The organism is Streptosporangium sp. NPDC048886 (assembly GCF_055586905.1).
The window spans coordinates 57606-73351 of the sequence record NZ_JBVJHH010000025.1 but is presented as its reverse complement, the minus strand read 5'-3'; the positions used below and the strand labels follow the sequence as shown (position 1 = coordinate 73351).

General features: G+C 69.9%; 18 protein-coding genes. 5 read left to right on the top strand and 13 right to left on the bottom strand.

Annotation, left to right across the window (positions count from 1 at the left end):
* Nucleotides 1–1137: 1137 nt before the first annotated feature.
* From ACZ6R6_RS28945 to ACZ6R6_RS28925, 5 genes are all read left to right on the top strand, one after another.
* A complete protein-coding gene (locus tag ACZ6R6_RS28945; protein ID WP_470098517.1) occupies nucleotides 1138–1479 on the top strand; it encodes a CAP domain-containing protein in 342 nt (113 codons plus the stop codon).
* Between the two features lie 124 nt (nucleotides 1480–1603).
* A complete protein-coding gene (locus ACZ6R6_RS28940; RefSeq protein WP_470098515.1) occupies nucleotides 1604–3271 on the top strand; it encodes an IPT/TIG domain-containing protein in 1668 nt (555 codons plus the stop codon).
* A 654-nt stretch (nucleotides 3272–3925) separates the two neighbouring features.
* Nucleotides 3926–4438: a DUF4158 domain-containing protein gene (locus ACZ6R6_RS28935; protein ID WP_470098513.1), complete on the top strand. Its 513-nt coding sequence runs from the start codon at nucleotides 3926–3928 to the stop codon at nucleotides 4436–4438.
* 238 nt (nucleotides 4439–4676) lie between these two features.
* A complete protein-coding gene (locus tag ACZ6R6_RS28930; protein WP_470098511.1) occupies nucleotides 4677–5333 on the top strand; it encodes a C39 family peptidase in 657 nt (218 codons plus the stop codon).
* 17 nt (nucleotides 5334–5350) lie between these two features.
* Nucleotides 5351–5935: a hypothetical protein gene (locus ACZ6R6_RS28925; protein ID WP_470098510.1), complete on the top strand. Its 585-nt coding sequence runs from the start codon at nucleotides 5351–5353 to the stop codon at nucleotides 5933–5935.
* 528 nt (nucleotides 5936–6463) lie between these two features.
* Here ACZ6R6_RS28925 and ACZ6R6_RS28920 read toward each other — a convergent pair.
* From ACZ6R6_RS28920 to ACZ6R6_RS28860, 13 genes are all read right to left on the bottom strand, one after another.
* The gene (locus tag ACZ6R6_RS28920; protein ID WP_470098508.1) at nucleotides 6464–7051 is read right to left on the bottom strand and encodes a hypothetical protein; all 588 of its coding nucleotides are present in this window, start codon (nucleotides 7049–7051) and stop codon (nucleotides 6464–6466) included.
* 260 nt (nucleotides 7052–7311) lie between these two features.
* Nucleotides 7312–7806: a hypothetical protein gene (locus ACZ6R6_RS28915; RefSeq protein WP_470098507.1), complete on the bottom strand. Its 495-nt coding sequence runs from the start codon at nucleotides 7804–7806 to the stop codon at nucleotides 7312–7314.
* 629 nt (nucleotides 7807–8435) lie between these two features.
* The gene (locus tag ACZ6R6_RS28910) at nucleotides 8436–8846 is read right to left on the bottom strand and encodes a hypothetical protein (RefSeq protein WP_470098506.1); all 411 of its coding nucleotides are present in this window, start codon (nucleotides 8844–8846) and stop codon (nucleotides 8436–8438) included.
* 27 nt (nucleotides 8847–8873) lie between these two features.
* Nucleotides 8874–10076, bottom strand: coding sequence for a hydrogenase expression/formation protein HypE (hypE, locus tag ACZ6R6_RS28905; protein ID WP_470098504.1), 1203 nt, complete (start codon nucleotides 10074–10076; stop codon nucleotides 8874–8876).
* A complete protein-coding gene (gene hypD, locus ACZ6R6_RS28900) occupies nucleotides 10076–11200 on the bottom strand; it encodes a hydrogenase formation protein HypD (RefSeq protein ID WP_470098502.1) in 1125 nt (374 codons plus the stop codon). The genes hypE and hypD overlap by 1 nt, the downstream gene beginning before the upstream one ends.
* 6 nt (nucleotides 11201–11206) lie before the next feature.
* Entirely contained in the window at nucleotides 11207–11458 is a 252-nt protein-coding gene (locus ACZ6R6_RS28895; protein WP_470098500.1) for a HypC/HybG/HupF family hydrogenase formation chaperone, read from the bottom strand.
* A complete protein-coding gene (locus ACZ6R6_RS28890) occupies nucleotides 11433–11825 on the bottom strand; it encodes a hydrogenase maturation nickel metallochaperone HypA/HybF (RefSeq protein ID WP_470098498.1) in 393 nt (130 codons plus the stop codon). The genes ACZ6R6_RS28895 and ACZ6R6_RS28890 overlap by 26 nt, the downstream gene beginning before the upstream one ends.
* A gap of 91 nt (nucleotides 11826–11916) precedes the next feature.
* Complete coding sequence (locus ACZ6R6_RS28885) at nucleotides 11917–12021, bottom strand: DUF6893 family small protein (protein WP_470098496.1); 105 nt, start codon at nucleotides 12019–12021, stop codon at nucleotides 11917–11919.
* Entirely contained in the window at nucleotides 12015–12530 is a 516-nt protein-coding gene (locus ACZ6R6_RS28880; protein WP_470098494.1) for a hydrogenase maturation protease, read from the bottom strand. The genes ACZ6R6_RS28885 and ACZ6R6_RS28880 overlap by 7 nt, the downstream gene beginning before the upstream one ends.
* Nucleotides 12527–13873, bottom strand: coding sequence for a hypothetical protein (locus ACZ6R6_RS28875; RefSeq protein ID WP_470098492.1), 1347 nt, complete (start codon nucleotides 13871–13873; stop codon nucleotides 12527–12529). Before ACZ6R6_RS28875 ends, ACZ6R6_RS28880 begins: the two co-directional genes overlap by 4 nt.
* Nucleotides 13870–14505 (bottom strand): DUF6084 family protein, encoded by a 636-nt coding sequence (locus ACZ6R6_RS28870; RefSeq protein ID WP_470098490.1) that lies wholly within the window; start codon nucleotides 14503–14505, stop codon nucleotides 13870–13872. The genes ACZ6R6_RS28875 and ACZ6R6_RS28870 overlap by 4 nt, the downstream gene beginning before the upstream one ends.
* Nucleotides 14495–15136: a DUF5947 family protein gene (locus tag ACZ6R6_RS28865; RefSeq protein ID WP_470098488.1), complete on the bottom strand. Its 642-nt coding sequence runs from the start codon at nucleotides 15134–15136 to the stop codon at nucleotides 14495–14497. The genes ACZ6R6_RS28870 and ACZ6R6_RS28865 overlap by 11 nt, the downstream gene beginning before the upstream one ends.
* A complete protein-coding gene (locus tag ACZ6R6_RS28860) occupies nucleotides 15133–15693 on the bottom strand; it encodes a NifU family protein (RefSeq protein WP_470098486.1) in 561 nt (186 codons plus the stop codon). The genes ACZ6R6_RS28865 and ACZ6R6_RS28860 overlap by 4 nt, the downstream gene beginning before the upstream one ends.
* Nucleotides 15694–15746: the final 53 nt, after the last annotated feature.

Genomic DNA, 15746 nt, shown 5'->3' with positions numbered 1-15746 from the left:
GAAACGGGCGGAGATGGCACCGGGTCGTTGACGGCTCCCGCCGAGGGGGATACGGATGCATCCCTGCCAACGGTCATCAGGCTACGGGCGTCGCAGACGGCCGGGGACAGGGAAAATACACCCACGAACACGAGCGTGGCGAAAATGGGCTTGTTTGATCTCATCGAGGAAAACCTTCCTCGTCAATTGCGGCATGACCGGCCGCATCGGCATTTGCTCTTCGCCGCAGAAATGGGCCGTCGTGTTCCACTGCTTACGCTATATGAACATATCAACACATGCCAGCCTGAACTGACAGAAAAGAGTTACCAAAGAAGTCAAGGAGAGTCGCGAGATTTCCGGAAGGCGCTCATTAGGGTTAGCTGGTTCCAGGTCATGGGTGACAAGATCTCTGGGCATTTCTCCATAACTACCGGACCTCAGCAGGACGAGGCCCTCCCCATAGCGCTCCAGCGTCGAGCGCGAGCATGGCGAGCAGCACGTCAGCCGCCGGCGGGTCGTCGGCGAGCACGGCGAGCACCGCCTGCTCGACGGGCAACGTGATGCCCTCGCGCGGTCAGCGCCGGCTGCGTACCGGTGGGTGAGCAACCGCGCGGCCACCACCGGGTTGCCGCACGTGCGCTCGGCCTCGAACAGGGCCGGACGGGCGTCGATCGCCTCGGACATCGGGGTCGAGGAACAACGGGACAGTCATTAGCGGTACGGGCTGTTCGAGCAGGTCAGGGCGGTGCACGACCAACAGTGTCGAGTCAGCTTTTCGGCCCGAACACGGCAGGACAGTCTGGCGCGACAACACGATCTTCAGTGTTTCCGCAGGTCGCGGCGGCCATCCGCACTATGATCCATCTCACCGCTAATGGCTGTCCCCACGTTCCTCGACCCCGTACTTGGTCTGCCCCCATATCCGTTGGATTTTCCGCCATCACTACCGGAACCCCTTCAGCGAAGGTGCCTGCTCTGCGGCGCACTCCGACCGCTACGTCCAGTGTCCGCTTCCGGACAGCGTGTAGGTCTGGCGCATGTCGGCAAATAGCAGAAGATGAGCGGTAAGCGGCCCCCCAGCCGCCTCCTGCCGAGTCAGGGGATGCGGTGAACAGCATCCGGCGGGGACCCCTCCAGGTCGGATAAGGATCTTTCATGGCCGGAACGCGCCCCGCTCCGCCCGACGCCACCACCCCCGAATTCCAGGCCGAGGCGCTCGCCGAGGCCAACGCGCCGCGGGCCAGGCACCACGCGCCGCCGCTGGTTCTGGATCCCGAGCTCAACGCCTACACCCAGCAGCGGGCGGCCTCCCGGTCCGAGCAGGAAGGGCTGGAGGCCGGTCACTTCACCCAGCTGGTGTGGAAGGCCGGCACCAAGGTCGGCATCGCCCGCGCCGCCGGACGGAGCGGCGAGTTCTTCGAGACCTACATCGTGTTCGTCTTCGAGCCGCGCGGCAACCTCCAAGGCGCCTTCGCGCATAACGCGCTGCCCGAGTAACCGGTCCTCGCCTTCATCGCGCCGGCGGCCTCGCACGTCCGGGATCGACCGCACCGCCCACGGTTCCCTTGGGCCCGATCGGAGCCCACCGGTGGCGGCGCGGAAGCCGAGAGGAGCTCTCCCCTTGCCCCCCACCACCCGTCCCCGCCGTAGACCGCGCAAACGTCTCACCGCCCTGGTCACCGCGTTCGCCCTGGCCGCCACCGGCCTGACGGCACTGTCGGCTCCCGCGTACGCGGCGGTACCGGATGCCACGGCATACGTCACGAACCTGCGAGGCAACTCGGTCTCGGTCATCGACGCCACGACCGGCACGGTGACCGCGACCGTTCCGGTCGGTTCCTTCCCGACCGGAGTGGCCGTCTCCCCGGACGGGGCCGAGGTCTACGTCACCAACCAGGGTTCCAGCAACGTCTCGGTGATCGACGCCGCCACGAACACGGTGTCGGCGACCATCCCGGCCTCCCAGGCTCCCACCGCCGTGGCATTCGCCCCGGACGGCGCGCACGCCTACGTGGGCGTCAGCCTCGGCGGAGGAGCCCAGGGCGTCAGAGTCATCGACACCACCACCCGCACGGTCACCGCGACCGTCACCGTCACCGGCCAGCCCTTCGACATCGCGGTGACCCCCGACGGCGGCAAGGCGGTCGTCGCCGGCTTCGTCGGCAGCGCGGTCTCGGTCATCGACACCGCCACCAACACCGTCACCGCGACCATCACCAGCCCCAGCGCCCAGACCCCGGCCGGCGTGGTGATCAGCCCCGACGGGACACGCGCCTACACGGCCAACTACAACAGCAACAACGTCTCCATCATCGATCTCGCCACCAATACGATCACGAGCACCGTCCCCGTCGCCGCAGGGCCACAGGACGTGTCGATCAGCCCGGACGGCGCTCACCTCTATGTGCCCACCGCCGGCGCCAACGCCGTCGCGGTCATCGACACCGCCACCAGCACCGTCACCACCATCCCGGTCGGGACCCAGCCCCTGGGCATCCGCGTCAACCCCGCCGACGGCACCGCCTACGTCACCAACTCCGCCAACGACAACGTCTCGGTCATCGACTTGAACACCAATGCCGTCACCGCCACCGTCGGCGTCGGCGACGTCCCGTACAACGTCGACGTCTCACCCGCCCAGCCCGTCGTGACCGGCGTGAGCCCCGGCAGCGGACCCGCGGCCGGCGGCACCACCGTCACGATCACCGGCAGCCACCTCTACAGCGCCAGCGCGGTGAAGTTCGGCGGCACCCCGGCCACCAACGTGACCGTGGTCAACGCCACGACCGTCACCGCGACCGCCCCGGCTCACACCGCGGGTACCGTGGACCTCACGGTCACCACCCAGGCCGGCACCAGCGCCACCAGCAGCGCCGACCAGTACACCTACCTCCCCGAGCCCAAGGCCGACATCGACGTCGACCTGACCGCCCAGCCGCACCTCGGCATCCTCGTGCCGTTCCTGTCCTACACCCTCACCGCCCACAACACCGGCCCCGACGCCGTCACCTCGGCCACCCTCACCGCGACTCTCCCGCCCGGCGCGACCGCCACCAGCCTCCCGGCCGGCTGCACCGTCGCCTCCACCACCGTGACCTGCACCTACGGTGCCATCGCCAACGGCGCCAGCACCGACAAGACCTTCCACGTCCCGCTCCACCTGCTCTCCCTCGGCCACGTGACGGTCACCGGCGTCCGCACCACCAGCGCCCCCACCGACCCCAACCCCGCCAACGACACCGCCACCAAGACCTGCCACGTCATCTCGATCATCCTCGCCACCTGCTGACGGACCCTCAGCAGACCAGCTGATCGGCCCAGTGCTCGGCGGGTAGCCGGGACGCACTACTGCGTCCCGGCTACCCCCAGACCACTGGGCCTCGGAGCCGGGCTACAAGTCACCGAGGAGGGGTGCCGACACCGCACCGCGGCACGACTCAGGGAGGTGGCTCCGAATTTTCACCGACACGAGTCCGGGGTTGAGGAGGAACGGTGGAACAGCCGTTGGCGGTGAGAAAGATCTTGTTTCTCGTTGTGGCGGTGAGCTGGTCGAACGGGAAGGGCCAGGCGGTCAGGGGCTGCTGACGCGAGGGCACGGCCCTGGGAATCACCGCCCCGATGCCCCCTGCACAGCATTCCGCGACCTGCGACGCAGCGGCTTACCGCCAATGACCGTTCCGCTGTTCCTCGACCCCGGCCATCCCCGCTACGCCGTGCAAGTCAGCCAGCAGCCAAGACGGACACAAGATCGCTCACCCTGGCGGCCCACCAGGCCGTGAACCCACCGGCCCTGCCTGCGCGTCCACCGCGTCATGAACTGGACAACGGTGATCATGACTGCCGTGAGACTGACACAATTCACCACGTAATCGGTCACATCGATCATCTGACTTGACCGCTGCTGATATCCGAGGGCGCCCTCGCATGCCTGGAGGCACCTTTCATGCCGGTCAGTTTCCTCACCACTGAGCAACGCAGCCGATACGGCGTCTTCGACACCGTTCCCGACATCGCCCAGCTGGGCGCCTTCTTTCACCTGGATGTCGACGACCGGCGCCGGTCGATGGCCGCCAACGGCGCTCGCAACCAGCTCGGCTGGTCGGCGCAACTGGGCACCGCCCGGTTCTTGAACTGCTTCCCGGACGATCCCGAGGACGTTCCCGCCGCGGTGGTCGACTACGTCGCCGAGCAGCTCGGCCTGCAGGGGTACGGCGAGAAGGAGGCCCGCTGGGATCACCAGGAGCAGATCCGCACCGGCTACGGCTACACCGCCTTCGCCGGCGACGCCCCTTCTCGCCCGCCTGATCATCCGGCCGCACCCACCCCCGGCAAGGGCCCCGGCCCCGACGGATGCGAGGTTGGCCGGATCTGGACACCGTTCCGTATGAACGCGCCACGAACGCACGCCGTCGCCAAGGTCGCCGAGGTTCTGGCACTCCGTCACCGTACTCACTGACTGCGCACGTCAGCATCCAAATGACGGCTGGTGACAGCCGCCTTGACGGCACCCCCAATTGGTCTCAGAGCTTCGAGTTTCTCGGCTCCACTCCGACAAATCTACCTATTTACATTCTCGGCTGTCCGGTAAAAACTTCGGCCAAAGGATGCCGTTGAATCATCAACACGAAGACGGCGACGACGTAACCGGCGTAGCGAAGGGATGACGTCGCGTGTCACAACCAGACGAGAGCGTCATGATCAAGAGTCTCGGCTCGGCATACTGGCGCAGCATTCAATACCAGGAACAGACATTCTGGTGTTGGAACGCGACGACGATCAGCGTCGCGAACTTCTACGCCAACGCGCAGGTTTGGACCCAGTGCGGATTCGCCGCCGCAGTCCTCAACAGGGATGACTCCCGGCTCGCCGACCAGCGACCGTTCGGCTGCTGCCCGGGTGGCGAGTTACGCGGGGACTGCAACCAGGGCTGGTGGCCGGATGCTGGGCCGCTGCAGCAAGCCGGGATTCAGGTCCCGGTCGCCGAAGGTGACAGGCATCGCGTCGACCAGACGTGGATGGGCGGCAGGTGGGTAGGGGTCAGAAGGCTCACGGAGTTGACGAAGAACGAGGTCAAGGCGGAGATAGACGCCGGACGCCCGATCATCATGAACATCGGCTGGGGTGGCGGCCTCTCCGGCCACATCGTCAACATCTGGGGGTATAGCTACCGCCCGGGGACCGGTGAACTGGTGCACGTATGGGTGCATGACCCGTGGGAGGACACGGGCGGGGTATACGCGGGCATGGAGGACGCTCCCATCATGTGGGTCGCATGGGAGACGCTCTTCGGCGGTTACCCGGGCGGCCAGAACGGTACCTGGAACAGGACCTTCAAGACTCGGCGCAACTAGCCTCAGGGAGCTTTGCAATGCCGTTGAACACGCCTGAACCGCCGGGACGGATTCGCGACGAAACGCGCTCCCATCTCGGCCAAATCGCCAGAGCCAGCGGAGACGGCCCGAAACTGCTGGGCGAGATCGCCCCGGATGACGTGGAGGTGTCCACCCCACACCGGGTGTTCGCACTTCTCGTGCGAGACATCGAGGCCGGCGGCGGCCTGGAAACGGCGCAGCCGGTGGGCTGGCGATTCCTGCTGGAGTCCGGCGGCAATGTGCTCGCCGGCGCCGAAATCTCCGAAACGCCGGAACGCACCTTCCCGCCAACGTTCTACAGAGGCTCATCCGTTGGAGCCACCGCGACCGCGGTCAAAGCCGCACGAGCCCTGCCGCAGCTCCAACTGGCCGGGTTCGACCTCCGACTCCTGCGGATCCCCGAGCTCTACCAGATGGCCCTGTGGTTGCACTCACCCAAAACCGACCTGCTCATACCGCTGGCACCCTCCCCGATCGGGCGCGAGGGCCAGGTCACACCACCACCGGTGTTCTTCCGAGAACTCACCGCCCGTGCCCAGGACTACAGAGCCCGCCAGCCCCCCATCAGGGAGCCGGCCTAACGCCATCCGCTCGCCCTTCCTGGAGGTCATCACAGAAGACCGCCGGTCGGCGTGAGCTGCTCGGGGAAACGGGGGTGACTTCATCGTCGCCCCCGCTCCCAAGGCCGTGGTGCCCGCGCACATCATTCCCCAGCCCTGGCCGCACACCGCCAACCAGCTGGCCATGTTCGCCCTCGCGGTACGCCGGCGCGCGACCGGCGTGAAGCGATCGGCCAGGTGGTGCGGACCATCGGGGTTGAGGAACGGTGGAACAGCCGTTGGCGGTGAGAAAGATCTTGTTTCTCGTTGTGGCGGTGAGCTGGTCGAACGGGAAGGGCCAGGCGGTCAGGGGCTGCTGACGCGAGGGCACGGCCCTGGGAATCACCGCCCCGATGCCCCCTGCACAGCATTCCGCAAGCTGCGACGCAGCGGCTTACCGCCAATGACCGTTCCGCTGTTCCTCGACCCCGGATAACGCAACACCGCCGACAGTGATCACGCTCTGCCGAGCAGGGCCAGCGCCGCCGTTAGGGGCTCAGGGCACGCCGGTTACCGGCACTCCGTGGAAGCGCAGGCAGCACAGAGCAGCCGCACCAGGTGCGCGGAACGCACCACCGCGGCCGGAGCCCGGCACGTGGCAGTGGGCCGACCCTCACCATCGACGGCGGTCGGCCTCTGGCAGAAGCCGAGGTCGTCCTTCTCGATGTCACCGGCGTCGATCATGACGGGCTTCCCCCAGACAACCCGGTAGTTCGTGTCATCGAGCTGGTTGTTGGTCTGCGCGCGCATGAGCGCCATCGCCTCGATGTCGGGGGCGCTGCCGTCGTTGACGAAGTACGGCATGGCCATGACGTACTGCTTGCGGCCGTTGCCGTCCTCCAGCTCGAACAGCGCGGACGGCGGAGCCCACGGCATCCCGGCATGGCGGGCCCTCTGCAGGATCCGGTGGTCGTGCAGATTCTCCGGCGGCCACCCGTCCACCTTGTAGACGATCCCGCCGACCAGGTAGGCGGTGCGGCCCTGGCCGCACCCGATCTTCTGCACGACAGCGGCGTCCTGCTCGACCTCGTGGAAGGCGTGGTAGGCGCGGACAGCGTCATCGCAGTCAGCTCGGGACAAGAACGCGGCTTCGTCCACGTGGCACCATCCCTCGACGTGACCCGCCCCCGGCTGCCGCCTTATCTGATGGGGACCCGTACAAGCTTGAGCGCGGGACATGGCGTCGTTGCTCACGGGGTTCCTCCGTCGCACTGGGCTTCTGGCAGGGGCCGTGGATCTGGTCGGTGGGCCGGCATGGAGCGCCTGTCTGTCTGCTCGGGTCAGGCGGGTAGTACAGCTGGTCACCAGGCCGCTGCGGTGACCGGGGCCTTGCCGAAAGCAATGTCGAGGTGGGTGAGCTACAACGGCCTCGGCGGACAGGCGCCGCCACCCGCTGTATATCGGCCACGTCCCGCTGCCGGTCGTCGTCGACTGCCTGGGGCGTAGCACTTTCGCAGCGTTGTGTAGCACCCCGTCTCAGCGAACCTGCCATCGGCGGGGTCAGGCTCCGTCCGGCTCGGGTGCGGCCGTGCCGGACAGCTCCAGCTGCTCGCCGGCGGGCTCGCGTGGGTGAGTTTGAGACAGCGGCGGCAGGTGACCGGGCCCCGGTCCGGATGCGCCGCGCCCGGGTCCCAGCCGCTGACGCCGACCATGCAGGCCGGGCCGGGCATCCGCTCGTCACCGAACCACTTGGTCATCGCGACCTCGTGCACGATGCCCGACGACCGGACCCGCAGGTTCGAGCCATCGGCGTAGGCGGCGTGGGCGTCGAGTTTGCGGCGGCCGCGGTTGTGGCGCTGGGTGGTGACCGGCGAGGCGTGACCCAGCAGCTCCTGGACGTCGGCCAGCGGCACCCCGGCGTCCAGGGCGGCGGTGGAGACGGAAGTTGAGGTTTCGGCTGTGGATAGCCGTGCCCGGCATGGGGCCGGATTGGTTCCCGCAGCGGTCTGGCTGCACTGACCTGCTCAGACGCCGTCCCGGGAGCCGGACAGGGGCAACGCACTGTCCGGTATCGGCCTGACGGCGGAACGTCGCGGAGCCGGCGGCCCTCGCCGCCCTGCCAGCAGTTGCATCTCCTCGTCGAGGAGCGTCCAGTTCCCGACCAACTCGTCTTCATCGACGACACGCGCCGCTTCGCATCCGGCTTTCTCGCGGGCTGGCGGTCACCTGACCGCTGCGGACACCCCCCAAACCGGATCAATACTGGCCGTACGCGACCGCGCTCGTCTCGGATTCCATGAAAGATCCGTAAGTAGGCGATGAAGACCTCGCTGAACAGGCTCAACGCGCTCGGGTGTACTTGGTGACAGCTTCCTTAACGACAGGCCGACATGACCGGGTGCCCCTCAGCGTGACCGGCCGGCGCTGAGGGTGGCCGGCTGATCGGCGCTCCGCCGGGCGGCGGGCACCACCCGCGGCCCGGCGGCCCGCCACCCGGGGCAGGCTCGGAAGACCCCCCTCTCGGTCCGGCATCCGGACGGGTTCAGGAGGAGTCCCCCGGAGGCAGGTGCGGGCTCTCCTCCTCGACGGTCTCCTGGGGGGCGACGCCGGTGGCGTCCTCGGAGCCGGAGGTGCCGTAGGGGCGTCCGGTCCTCTCGTCGACACCGGCCGTCCCGCGGCCCTCCTCCCCCTCCTTGGCCGCGATCTCCTCACCCCGCCGGGACGTGCTGACGCCGACGCCGAGAGGGCCCTCGGGCTCGGTGTCGGTGGCGGAGACCCCTTCACGCTCCTCCTCCGACACCTCACGGCCGGGTCCCTTGTCCTCCGGCGGCGGCCCCCATGCCCGGTTGCCCGCCTGCACCACCTCTTCGCTCGCGTGCCCCACGTCAGGGGAGTGACCGTGCTCTTCTCCCTCGAACCGGCCCGCGTCCTCTGATTCACGTGGCTCGTTCATGTCCAGCCCCCATGGGATTTCGGATTTTCAGCAGATTCTCGGCAGGGGGTCACCGACCAGCAGGTCGACGATGCGGGTGCCGCCGAAGGAGGTCTTCAGCAGGACCAGCCCGGGCGGGTCGTCGGCGATCCGCCCGATGACGGCCGCGGCGGAGCCGAGCGGATGGGAGCGCAGGGCGGCCAGCGCGGCCTCGGCGGACCGCTGGTCCACCACCGCGACCATCCGGCCCTCGCACGCCACGTAGAGCGGGTCGATCCCCAGTAGCTCACATGCCCCGCGTACGGCCGGGCACACCGGGATCGCGTCCTCTTCGAGCACGACCGCGACCTCGGAGGCCGCGGCGATCTCGTTGACGACCGTCGCCACCCCGCCGCGGGTGGCGTCGCGTAGGCACCGCACCTGCCCGTCGCCGCAGGCGTCCAGCAGCCGGGCGGTCAGCGTGTTGAGGGGCGCGGTGTCGGAGGTGAGGTCGGCCTGGATGTCGAGCTCCCCCCTGGCCAGCATGACGGTGACGCCGTGCTCGCCGATCGGGCCGGACACGATGACCGCGTCACCGGGCCGGGCGGCGGCGGCGCTCAGCCGGACCGGCCGCTCCACCGTCCCGACGCCCGAGGTGGTGATGTAGCAGCCGTCGGCCTTGCCCTTCTCCACGACCTTGGTGTCGCCGGTGACGATCCACACGTCCGCCGCCCGCGCCGCCGCCGCCATGGAGGCGGTGATGCGCCGCAGGTCGGCGACGGGGAAGCCCTCCTCGATGATGAAGGCGGCCGACAGGTGGCGGGGGCGCGCCCCGCACATCGCCAGGTCGTTGACGGTGCCGTTGACGGCCAGGTCGCCGATGTCCCCGCCCGGGAAGAACAGCGGCGTCACCACGTACGAGTCGGTGGTGAAGGCGAGCCCGTCGGCGACCGCGCCGTCCTCCAGGGGCTCCAGCAGCCGGTTGCGGAACGCCTCCAGGAACACCGCCTCGATCAGGGTGTGGGTGGCCTTGCCGCCGGCGCCGTGCGCGAGGGTGATCAGGTCCTCCCGGATCCGGGCCCTGCCGCGGCGCACCCGTTCGATCCGGTCCAGGACCTCCTGCTCGCGGCCCGGGACCGCGCCGCCCCGCCGGACCCGCTGCCCGGGCGCCGGGCAGGTGGGCGCCTGCGGGGCCGGCCGTTCCTGGCCGGCGAGACCGTTCTCGCGTGCCGCGCCCTCCGCCCGGAGGGCGGCGCCTTCCTCGATGTCCATCAGCGGGTCGCCTCCTTGACCCGCTCGCGCGAGAAGCGGCCGAAGTTGTAGTACGCCGCGCACGCGCCCTCGGACGACACCATGCAGGTGCCGATCGGGGTCTCCGGGGTGCAGGCGGTGCCGAACACCTTGCACTCCCAGGGTTTGAGCACGCCCTTGAGCACCTCGCCGCACTGGCACGCCTTGGGGTCGGCCACCCGCCCGCCGGGGATCTGGAAGATCCGTTCGGCGTCGAAGGCGGCGTACCGCTCCCGCACCCTGAGCGCCGAATGCGAGATGAACCCCAGTCCCCGCCATTCGAAGTACGGCCGCGGCTCCATCACCTCGTTGATGACGCCCAGGGCCTTGGGGTTGCCCTCCCACGGCACCACCCGGGCGTACTGGTTGTCCACCTCCGCCCGGCCCTCGGCGAGCTGCGCGAGGATCCGGTAGACCGTGTGGAGCACGTCGAGCGGCTCGAAACCGGCCACCACCAGGGGCTTGCCGTACTCGCGCGCGATGAACCCGTACGGCCGGCAGCCGATGACGGCCGAGACGTGGCCCGGCCCGACGAAGCCGTCCAGGCGCAGGTCGGGCGAGTCCAGGATCGCCTTGATCGCCGGAATGATCGTCACGTGGTTGCAGAAGATCGAGAAGTTGTCGATCCCCTCGGCGGCCGCGCGCAGGACGGTCATCGCCGTCGAGGGGGCGGTGGTCTCGAATCCGATCGCCATGAAGACCACGCGCCTGCCGGGGTTCTGCCGCGCGATCTTCAGGGCGTCCAGCGGGGAGTAGACCATGCGGATGTCGGCCCCCCGCGCCTTGGCGTCGAGGAAGGAGCCCTTCCCGCCGGGGACGCGCATCATGTCGCCGAACGACGTCATGATCACATCCGGCTGCCCGGCGATGTGGATGGCGTCGTCCACCCGTCCCATCGGGATGACGCAGACGGGGCAGCCCGGGCCGTGCACGAGCGTGACGGCCTCGGGCAGGTAGTCCTCCAGCCCGTGCTTGTAGATGGTGTGGGTGTGCCCGCCGCACACCTCCATGAACTTGTAGGCGCGGCCGGGCTCGCACAGCGCGGCGATCCGCTCGGCCAGCGTCCGGGCCCTGGCGGCGTCGCGGTATTCGTCGACGAAGCGCATCCGACCTCACTCCTGCTCGATCATGGATTCGCGGAGAGCCGCGATCTCGTCCTCATAGGCCTCGCCGATGCTTTCCAGGAAGTCGAGCGCGGCCCGGGCCTCCACCTCGTCGATCTTCGACAGCGCGAACCCGACGTGGATGAGGACCCAGTCGCCGGGTGCGAGGGACTCCTCCTCCAGCAGGCCGATGTTGATCGCCCGCCGTACCCCGCTGACGTCGACCATCGCCAGGTCAGGATGGTCCGACAGGAGTTCCACGATCTCGCCGGGGATCCCCAGGCACATGAGCGGCCTCCGCCATCTGGATGGATTCGAGGACGAGGTCGTCGCCCCCCTCGGTGTCGATATCGGTGCCGCCGCATTCGGGGCAGGTGGCGAAGGGGTCGACGGAGGCGGCCGTCTGCCCGCAGGAGCGGCACAGCAGCTGCACCGGGACGATGACCAGGTCCACCTTCGCGCCCTCGGCCAGCGATCCGTCCGCGACCATGGCGAACGCCTGGTTGATCACCGGCTCCGTGATGCGGAGCAGGGCACCCGCGTGCACCCGTGCCCGTTCCACCCGCCGGCCGGCCGCCCGTCTCTCCACCGCGTCGAGGATCGCCTCCGCGATCCCGAATTCATGCATGGCTGAACTTCACCTCGTTCCGTTCGGTCCCACTTGTCGTTCCACCGGGCCGCGTCACGGCCCGCCGTCAGATGCGCAGGCGTCGGGGCCGTCACATCTTCCTGATCCGCAGGTAGCGCTTGATGTCGGGGATCGACTGGATGACCAGCACCGCCACCCCGACGACGAGCGCTCCGACGATCAGACGTTTCAGCATGTCCGTTCCTCCTCGTGACCCGTGCCGGCGCGCACCGGCGCGGTCTGTTGCCCGACCAGCTCCAGGAGCAGCTCCCGGACCAGCTCCACCGCCGCGTCGACGGCGCCGGCGACCGGGGCGCTCAGCTCCATGCCGGGCGACAGGTCGGCGGGCTCGCAACCGACGAGCAGGACCCGGCCGGTCACGCCGCCGAGCGTGCCCGCCAGCGCGAGCACCGACTCGGGCGTCATGGCGTGGGCGTCGACGAAGGACCCCGGGCACTCCCCGGGCGACGGCTCCAGCACGTACAGCGTGCCGGGCGGGCTGCCGCGCGAGGCCGCGTCGAGGAGGATCGTGGCGTCGTAGCCGCCGCCGGTGAGCTCGTAGGCGAGGTGGACGCCGCGGATGCCGAAGTCGGTGACCAAGACCCCGTCGGGCAGCTCCGTGCCCGCCAGCCGCCTGGCCACCGTGACGCCGAAGCCGTCGTCGCCGAGAAACACGTTCCCGACCCCCGCGACGAGGACCCTCATGCGATGGCCTCCCCGTTCTCCAGCGGCTCGACCTCGTCGGGGGCGAAGTAGAGGAAGCGGCCGTGGGATCGGTGCAGGTCCGCGCCCGGGTCCTCCTCCAGGGTGACGGCCAGGTGCCGGGCTCCGTCGAGGTCGAGGAGCACGGCCTCCACCCGGGCGGTCCGGCCGGCCAGGAACATGTCGTGGGCGTCGGCGCGGCGCCTGCCGGGGACCAGCCGGACCCGGCTCCCCCGGGCGACCTCCACCCCGGAGACGACCACGCTGTCGGTGTCCGGCGACACGTCCTGGTCGGCCCCCTGGTCCCACCAGGGCGTGCCGGCCTCCCGCGCGGGCGCGCCCAGGTAGCGGATCACGCCGTGGAGCCGCTCCACCATCTCGGGCGGCATGTCACCGACCATGTCGATGAGCCGGGCCGCCCGGGGATCGGTCGCCCTGGCCTGCCGCGTCTCCTCCTCGGTGAGGGTGATCGTGCGCAGGTGGAGCATCTCGTCGATCTCGGTGGAGTCGAACAGCTCGCCCGGGCTCTCCGGGGCGATGTCCGGGTAGTCGTACAGGATGATCGGCGAGGACAGCAGCACGTCGCGGTGGCCGGGCTCGCCGACGAGCACGGGCCAGGTGTGCTCGTTGCGGCAGCCCTCCGCGGCCGGCCGGGCCCACTCCGGCGGATCGAGCAGGGAGACGAAGGCGCCTCCGGTCACCCCGACGAGCAGGTGCGCCGAGATCAACGAGCGCCGCAGCGCCTGCTCGCGCGTCGCGTCCGGCCCGGTCCAGCCGGAGGTGTTCTCCACCCGGACGCGCAGCCTGATCAGGCCGTACGGGCCCGGCACCCGCTCGGCCCCGGCTCTGAGCACCGCCTGCAGCGGCAGGTGCTCGGAGACGACGCGGCCCTCCCGCTCGCCGGACGGGGCGAGGATCAGCTCGGCCGAGCGGTCTCCGGGGAGGCGCACCTCGACCGTCCGTTCGGCGCCGAGCAGGGCGGCGACGGGCAGTACGGCCTCCACCTCGCGCTCGGTCGCCTCCTCGAAGGTGAGGTAGGTCCGGCCGCCGCTGGTCAGCTCCTCCACCGGCCGGTGGCCACCGTCCTCGGCCCGCTCGACGCTGCGGGTCCTGACGTGCAGGAACCGCAGGCGCAGGCGGACCACGGCGTCGTCGGCCCGTTCGAGGAGACATTCGGTCACGCTGGAGGAGGGTTCGGCGGTGGCGGAGAACCCCGGGGGCACGAGCACCCCGAACTGCCAGCGCACCCGGTTCTTGGCCGCCGACGCCCGGTAGGGGTAGAGCAGGTAGCCCTCGTATAGCACCGCGTCGGCCACCCTCCGGGCGATCTCCATCGGCACGCTCACCCCGGCGTCTCCTTGAGTAGTTGTTCCACCGCCGCGTCCCATGTCGCCAGGGCGCGTCCGGTCTTGAAGCGGTGCAGGGCCCGCAGGGTGTCCCGGCGCAGCCTCAGCCATCCGGTCTCGGGGAAGTAGCGGTCCATCAGCTCCCGCCAGACGGTCACCGGCAGCCCGTGGCGGGCCTCGCAGTGCCACGGCACCTGTCCCACGGTGAAACCGTTCTCCGCCCGGGCGAACACGGTGCCGCTGAAGAGCAGCAGGAGGGGGACCTCGCCACCGTCCAGCGCGGCGAAGTATTTGCCCGCGGCCACCTCCAGGTCGTAGCTGCAGGGCACGGGCAGGTCGATCTCGGTGGTCCCGCTGAAGGCGGGGACGGTGACCGAGACGTTGGCGAACTGCAGGGGTTTCAGCGTGTCGCCCCAGCGCGAGGGGTCTCCGAAGAGGTCCTCCAGCAGCTCCGCCTCCGCCGGGACGTACCGCCTGAGGTGCGGTTCCACCCGGATCTGGCAGCGCAGCGCGATGGCGTGCACCCCGCCGGGGGACGGCTCGGTGATCCGCAGCCGGAAGACCAGCGTCGGGAAGGCCGCGTGCGGCTCGGCCCTCGCGCCCACGCAGGCGAAACGGAGCTCATCGGTCATCGTCTTGTCCTCCGGCTCCGGCCGGCACGACGCGGCTGCGGCCGCGCAGCTCCGCGAAGAAGCCCTCGATGGCCTCCCACGCCTCCTGGCCGCCGCCGAAGCCCTTCCAGTGCAGCCGCACCAGGCCGACGAGCTCGTAGCAGGCGGAGATCGGCACCAGGTAACAGGCGGTGCCGCCCTCCGGCCGGCGGTCCACCAGGAACGCCTCGACGTCCGGCAGGACGTCGGCCGGCATCGGGTTGGCCTTCATGACGCGCTCCCAGGTCTCCATCGGGAGCAGGGACTCCGTCGCCCCCGCGGGGCTCGGGTAGAAGGCGACCATCTGGTCGAGCGCGGAGTTGCGGAAGAAGAACGCCGTGCGGACCGGGATCTGGAGCTCCTCCCAGTCGGCCGCGCCGACGCTGAACGACGGGGCGTGGAGGTAGCGCTCCGGCACCGCGCGGTAGCGCCCGCGGGCGCCCGCGCCGTGGTCGAACAGCAGGCGGCAGGCCCGGCAGGCGCACAGCAGCGCCCGGTTCTCGAGGTTCACCACGTGGCCGTGGTCCTCGCCGGCCGGCTCGGCGCACAGCTCGCACCGCGCCACCTGCGCCTGCCGGGGCCCGCGGAAGCGGCGCAGCCCGGTGGCCGTCACGGGATCTTCTCCGGCTCCGGGCGCGGGCCGGGCCGGTGCCGCTGGATCTGCAGCAGCGGCGCCCGGTCGTCGGCCTGCTCCTCGACGTCCACCCCGGACACCTCCGGCGCGGCCTGGACGACGGCGCGCTCGATGGCGTCGGTGACGGCGGAGCGGGAGGAGGAGCAGCCGTGGCAGGTGCCCCGCAGCCGCAGCCGGACGACCCCGGCCTCGTCCACGCCGAGCAGCTCGATCCCGTCCTCGCCCAGCCCGAGGCGGGGCCGGACGCCGTCGAGCGCCTCGCGGACACGCTCGGCGGTGCTCAGCGGATGCAGGTCGTGCAGCACGAGCAGGCTTGAGACGAGGTCGTCGCCGGCGAGGCGGTGGAGCACCTCCGCCGCCTCGGCCTCGGTGACGATCTCGACGACGCGTTCCAGACCGGCGCCGTACAGCTCGACCAGGACCCGGACGAGTTCCTCGGCCTTGGCGCGCGTCGCGGGATCGCTGAGCGTGGCGAGTTCGGCGATCAGCGCCTCGACGCGGCCGCCGGCCGCCTGGACGTCATGGGCTTGCAGCATTGTGCCCGGGCCACCTTTCCTCAGTCCTCACGCCGGGGAGCCGACGGCTCCCC

What these genes read in the sequence shown, in the direction of transcription:
- ACZ6R6_RS28930 (WP_470098511.1), top strand. Translation starts at nt 4,677, where the DNA reads ATGATCAAGAGTCTCGGCTCGGCATACTGGCGCAGCATTCAATACCAG.
- ACZ6R6_RS28885 (WP_470098496.1), bottom strand. Translation starts at nt 12,021, where the DNA reads ATGCTGAAACGTCTGATCGTCGGAGCGCTCGTCGTCGGGGTGGCGGTG.
- ACZ6R6_RS28910 (WP_470098506.1), bottom strand. Translation starts at nt 8,846, where the DNA reads ATGAACGAGCCACGTGAATCAGAGGACGCGGGCCGGTTCGAGGGAGAA.
- ACZ6R6_RS28880 (WP_470098494.1), bottom strand. Translation starts at nt 12,530, where the DNA reads ATGAGGGTCCTCGTCGCGGGGGTCGGGAACGTGTTTCTCGGCGACGAC.
- ACZ6R6_RS28890 (WP_470098498.1), bottom strand. Translation starts at nt 11,825, where the DNA reads ATGCATGAATTCGGGATCGCGGAGGCGATCCTCGACGCGGTGGAGAGA.
- ACZ6R6_RS28860 (WP_470098486.1), bottom strand. Translation starts at nt 15,693, where the DNA reads ATGCTGCAAGCCCATGACGTCCAGGCGGCCGGCGGCCGCGTCGAGGCG.
- ACZ6R6_RS28870 (WP_470098490.1), bottom strand. Translation starts at nt 14,505, where the DNA reads ATGACCGATGAGCTCCGTTTCGCCTGCGTGGGCGCGAGGGCCGAGCCG.
- hypD (WP_470098502.1), bottom strand. Translation starts at nt 11,200, where the DNA reads ATGCGCTTCGTCGACGAATACCGCGACGCCGCCAGGGCCCGGACGCTG.
- hypE (WP_470098504.1), bottom strand. Translation starts at nt 10,076, where the DNA reads ATGGACATCGAGGAAGGCGCCGCCCTCCGGGCGGAGGGCGCGGCACGC.
- ACZ6R6_RS28945 (WP_470098517.1), top strand. Translation starts at nt 1,138, where the DNA reads ATGGCCGGAACGCGCCCCGCTCCGCCCGACGCCACCACCCCCGAATTC.
- ACZ6R6_RS28935 (WP_470098513.1), top strand. Translation starts at nt 3,926, where the DNA reads ATGCCGGTCAGTTTCCTCACCACTGAGCAACGCAGCCGATACGGCGTC.
- ACZ6R6_RS28925 (WP_470098510.1), top strand. Translation starts at nt 5,351, where the DNA reads ATGCCGTTGAACACGCCTGAACCGCCGGGACGGATTCGCGACGAAACG.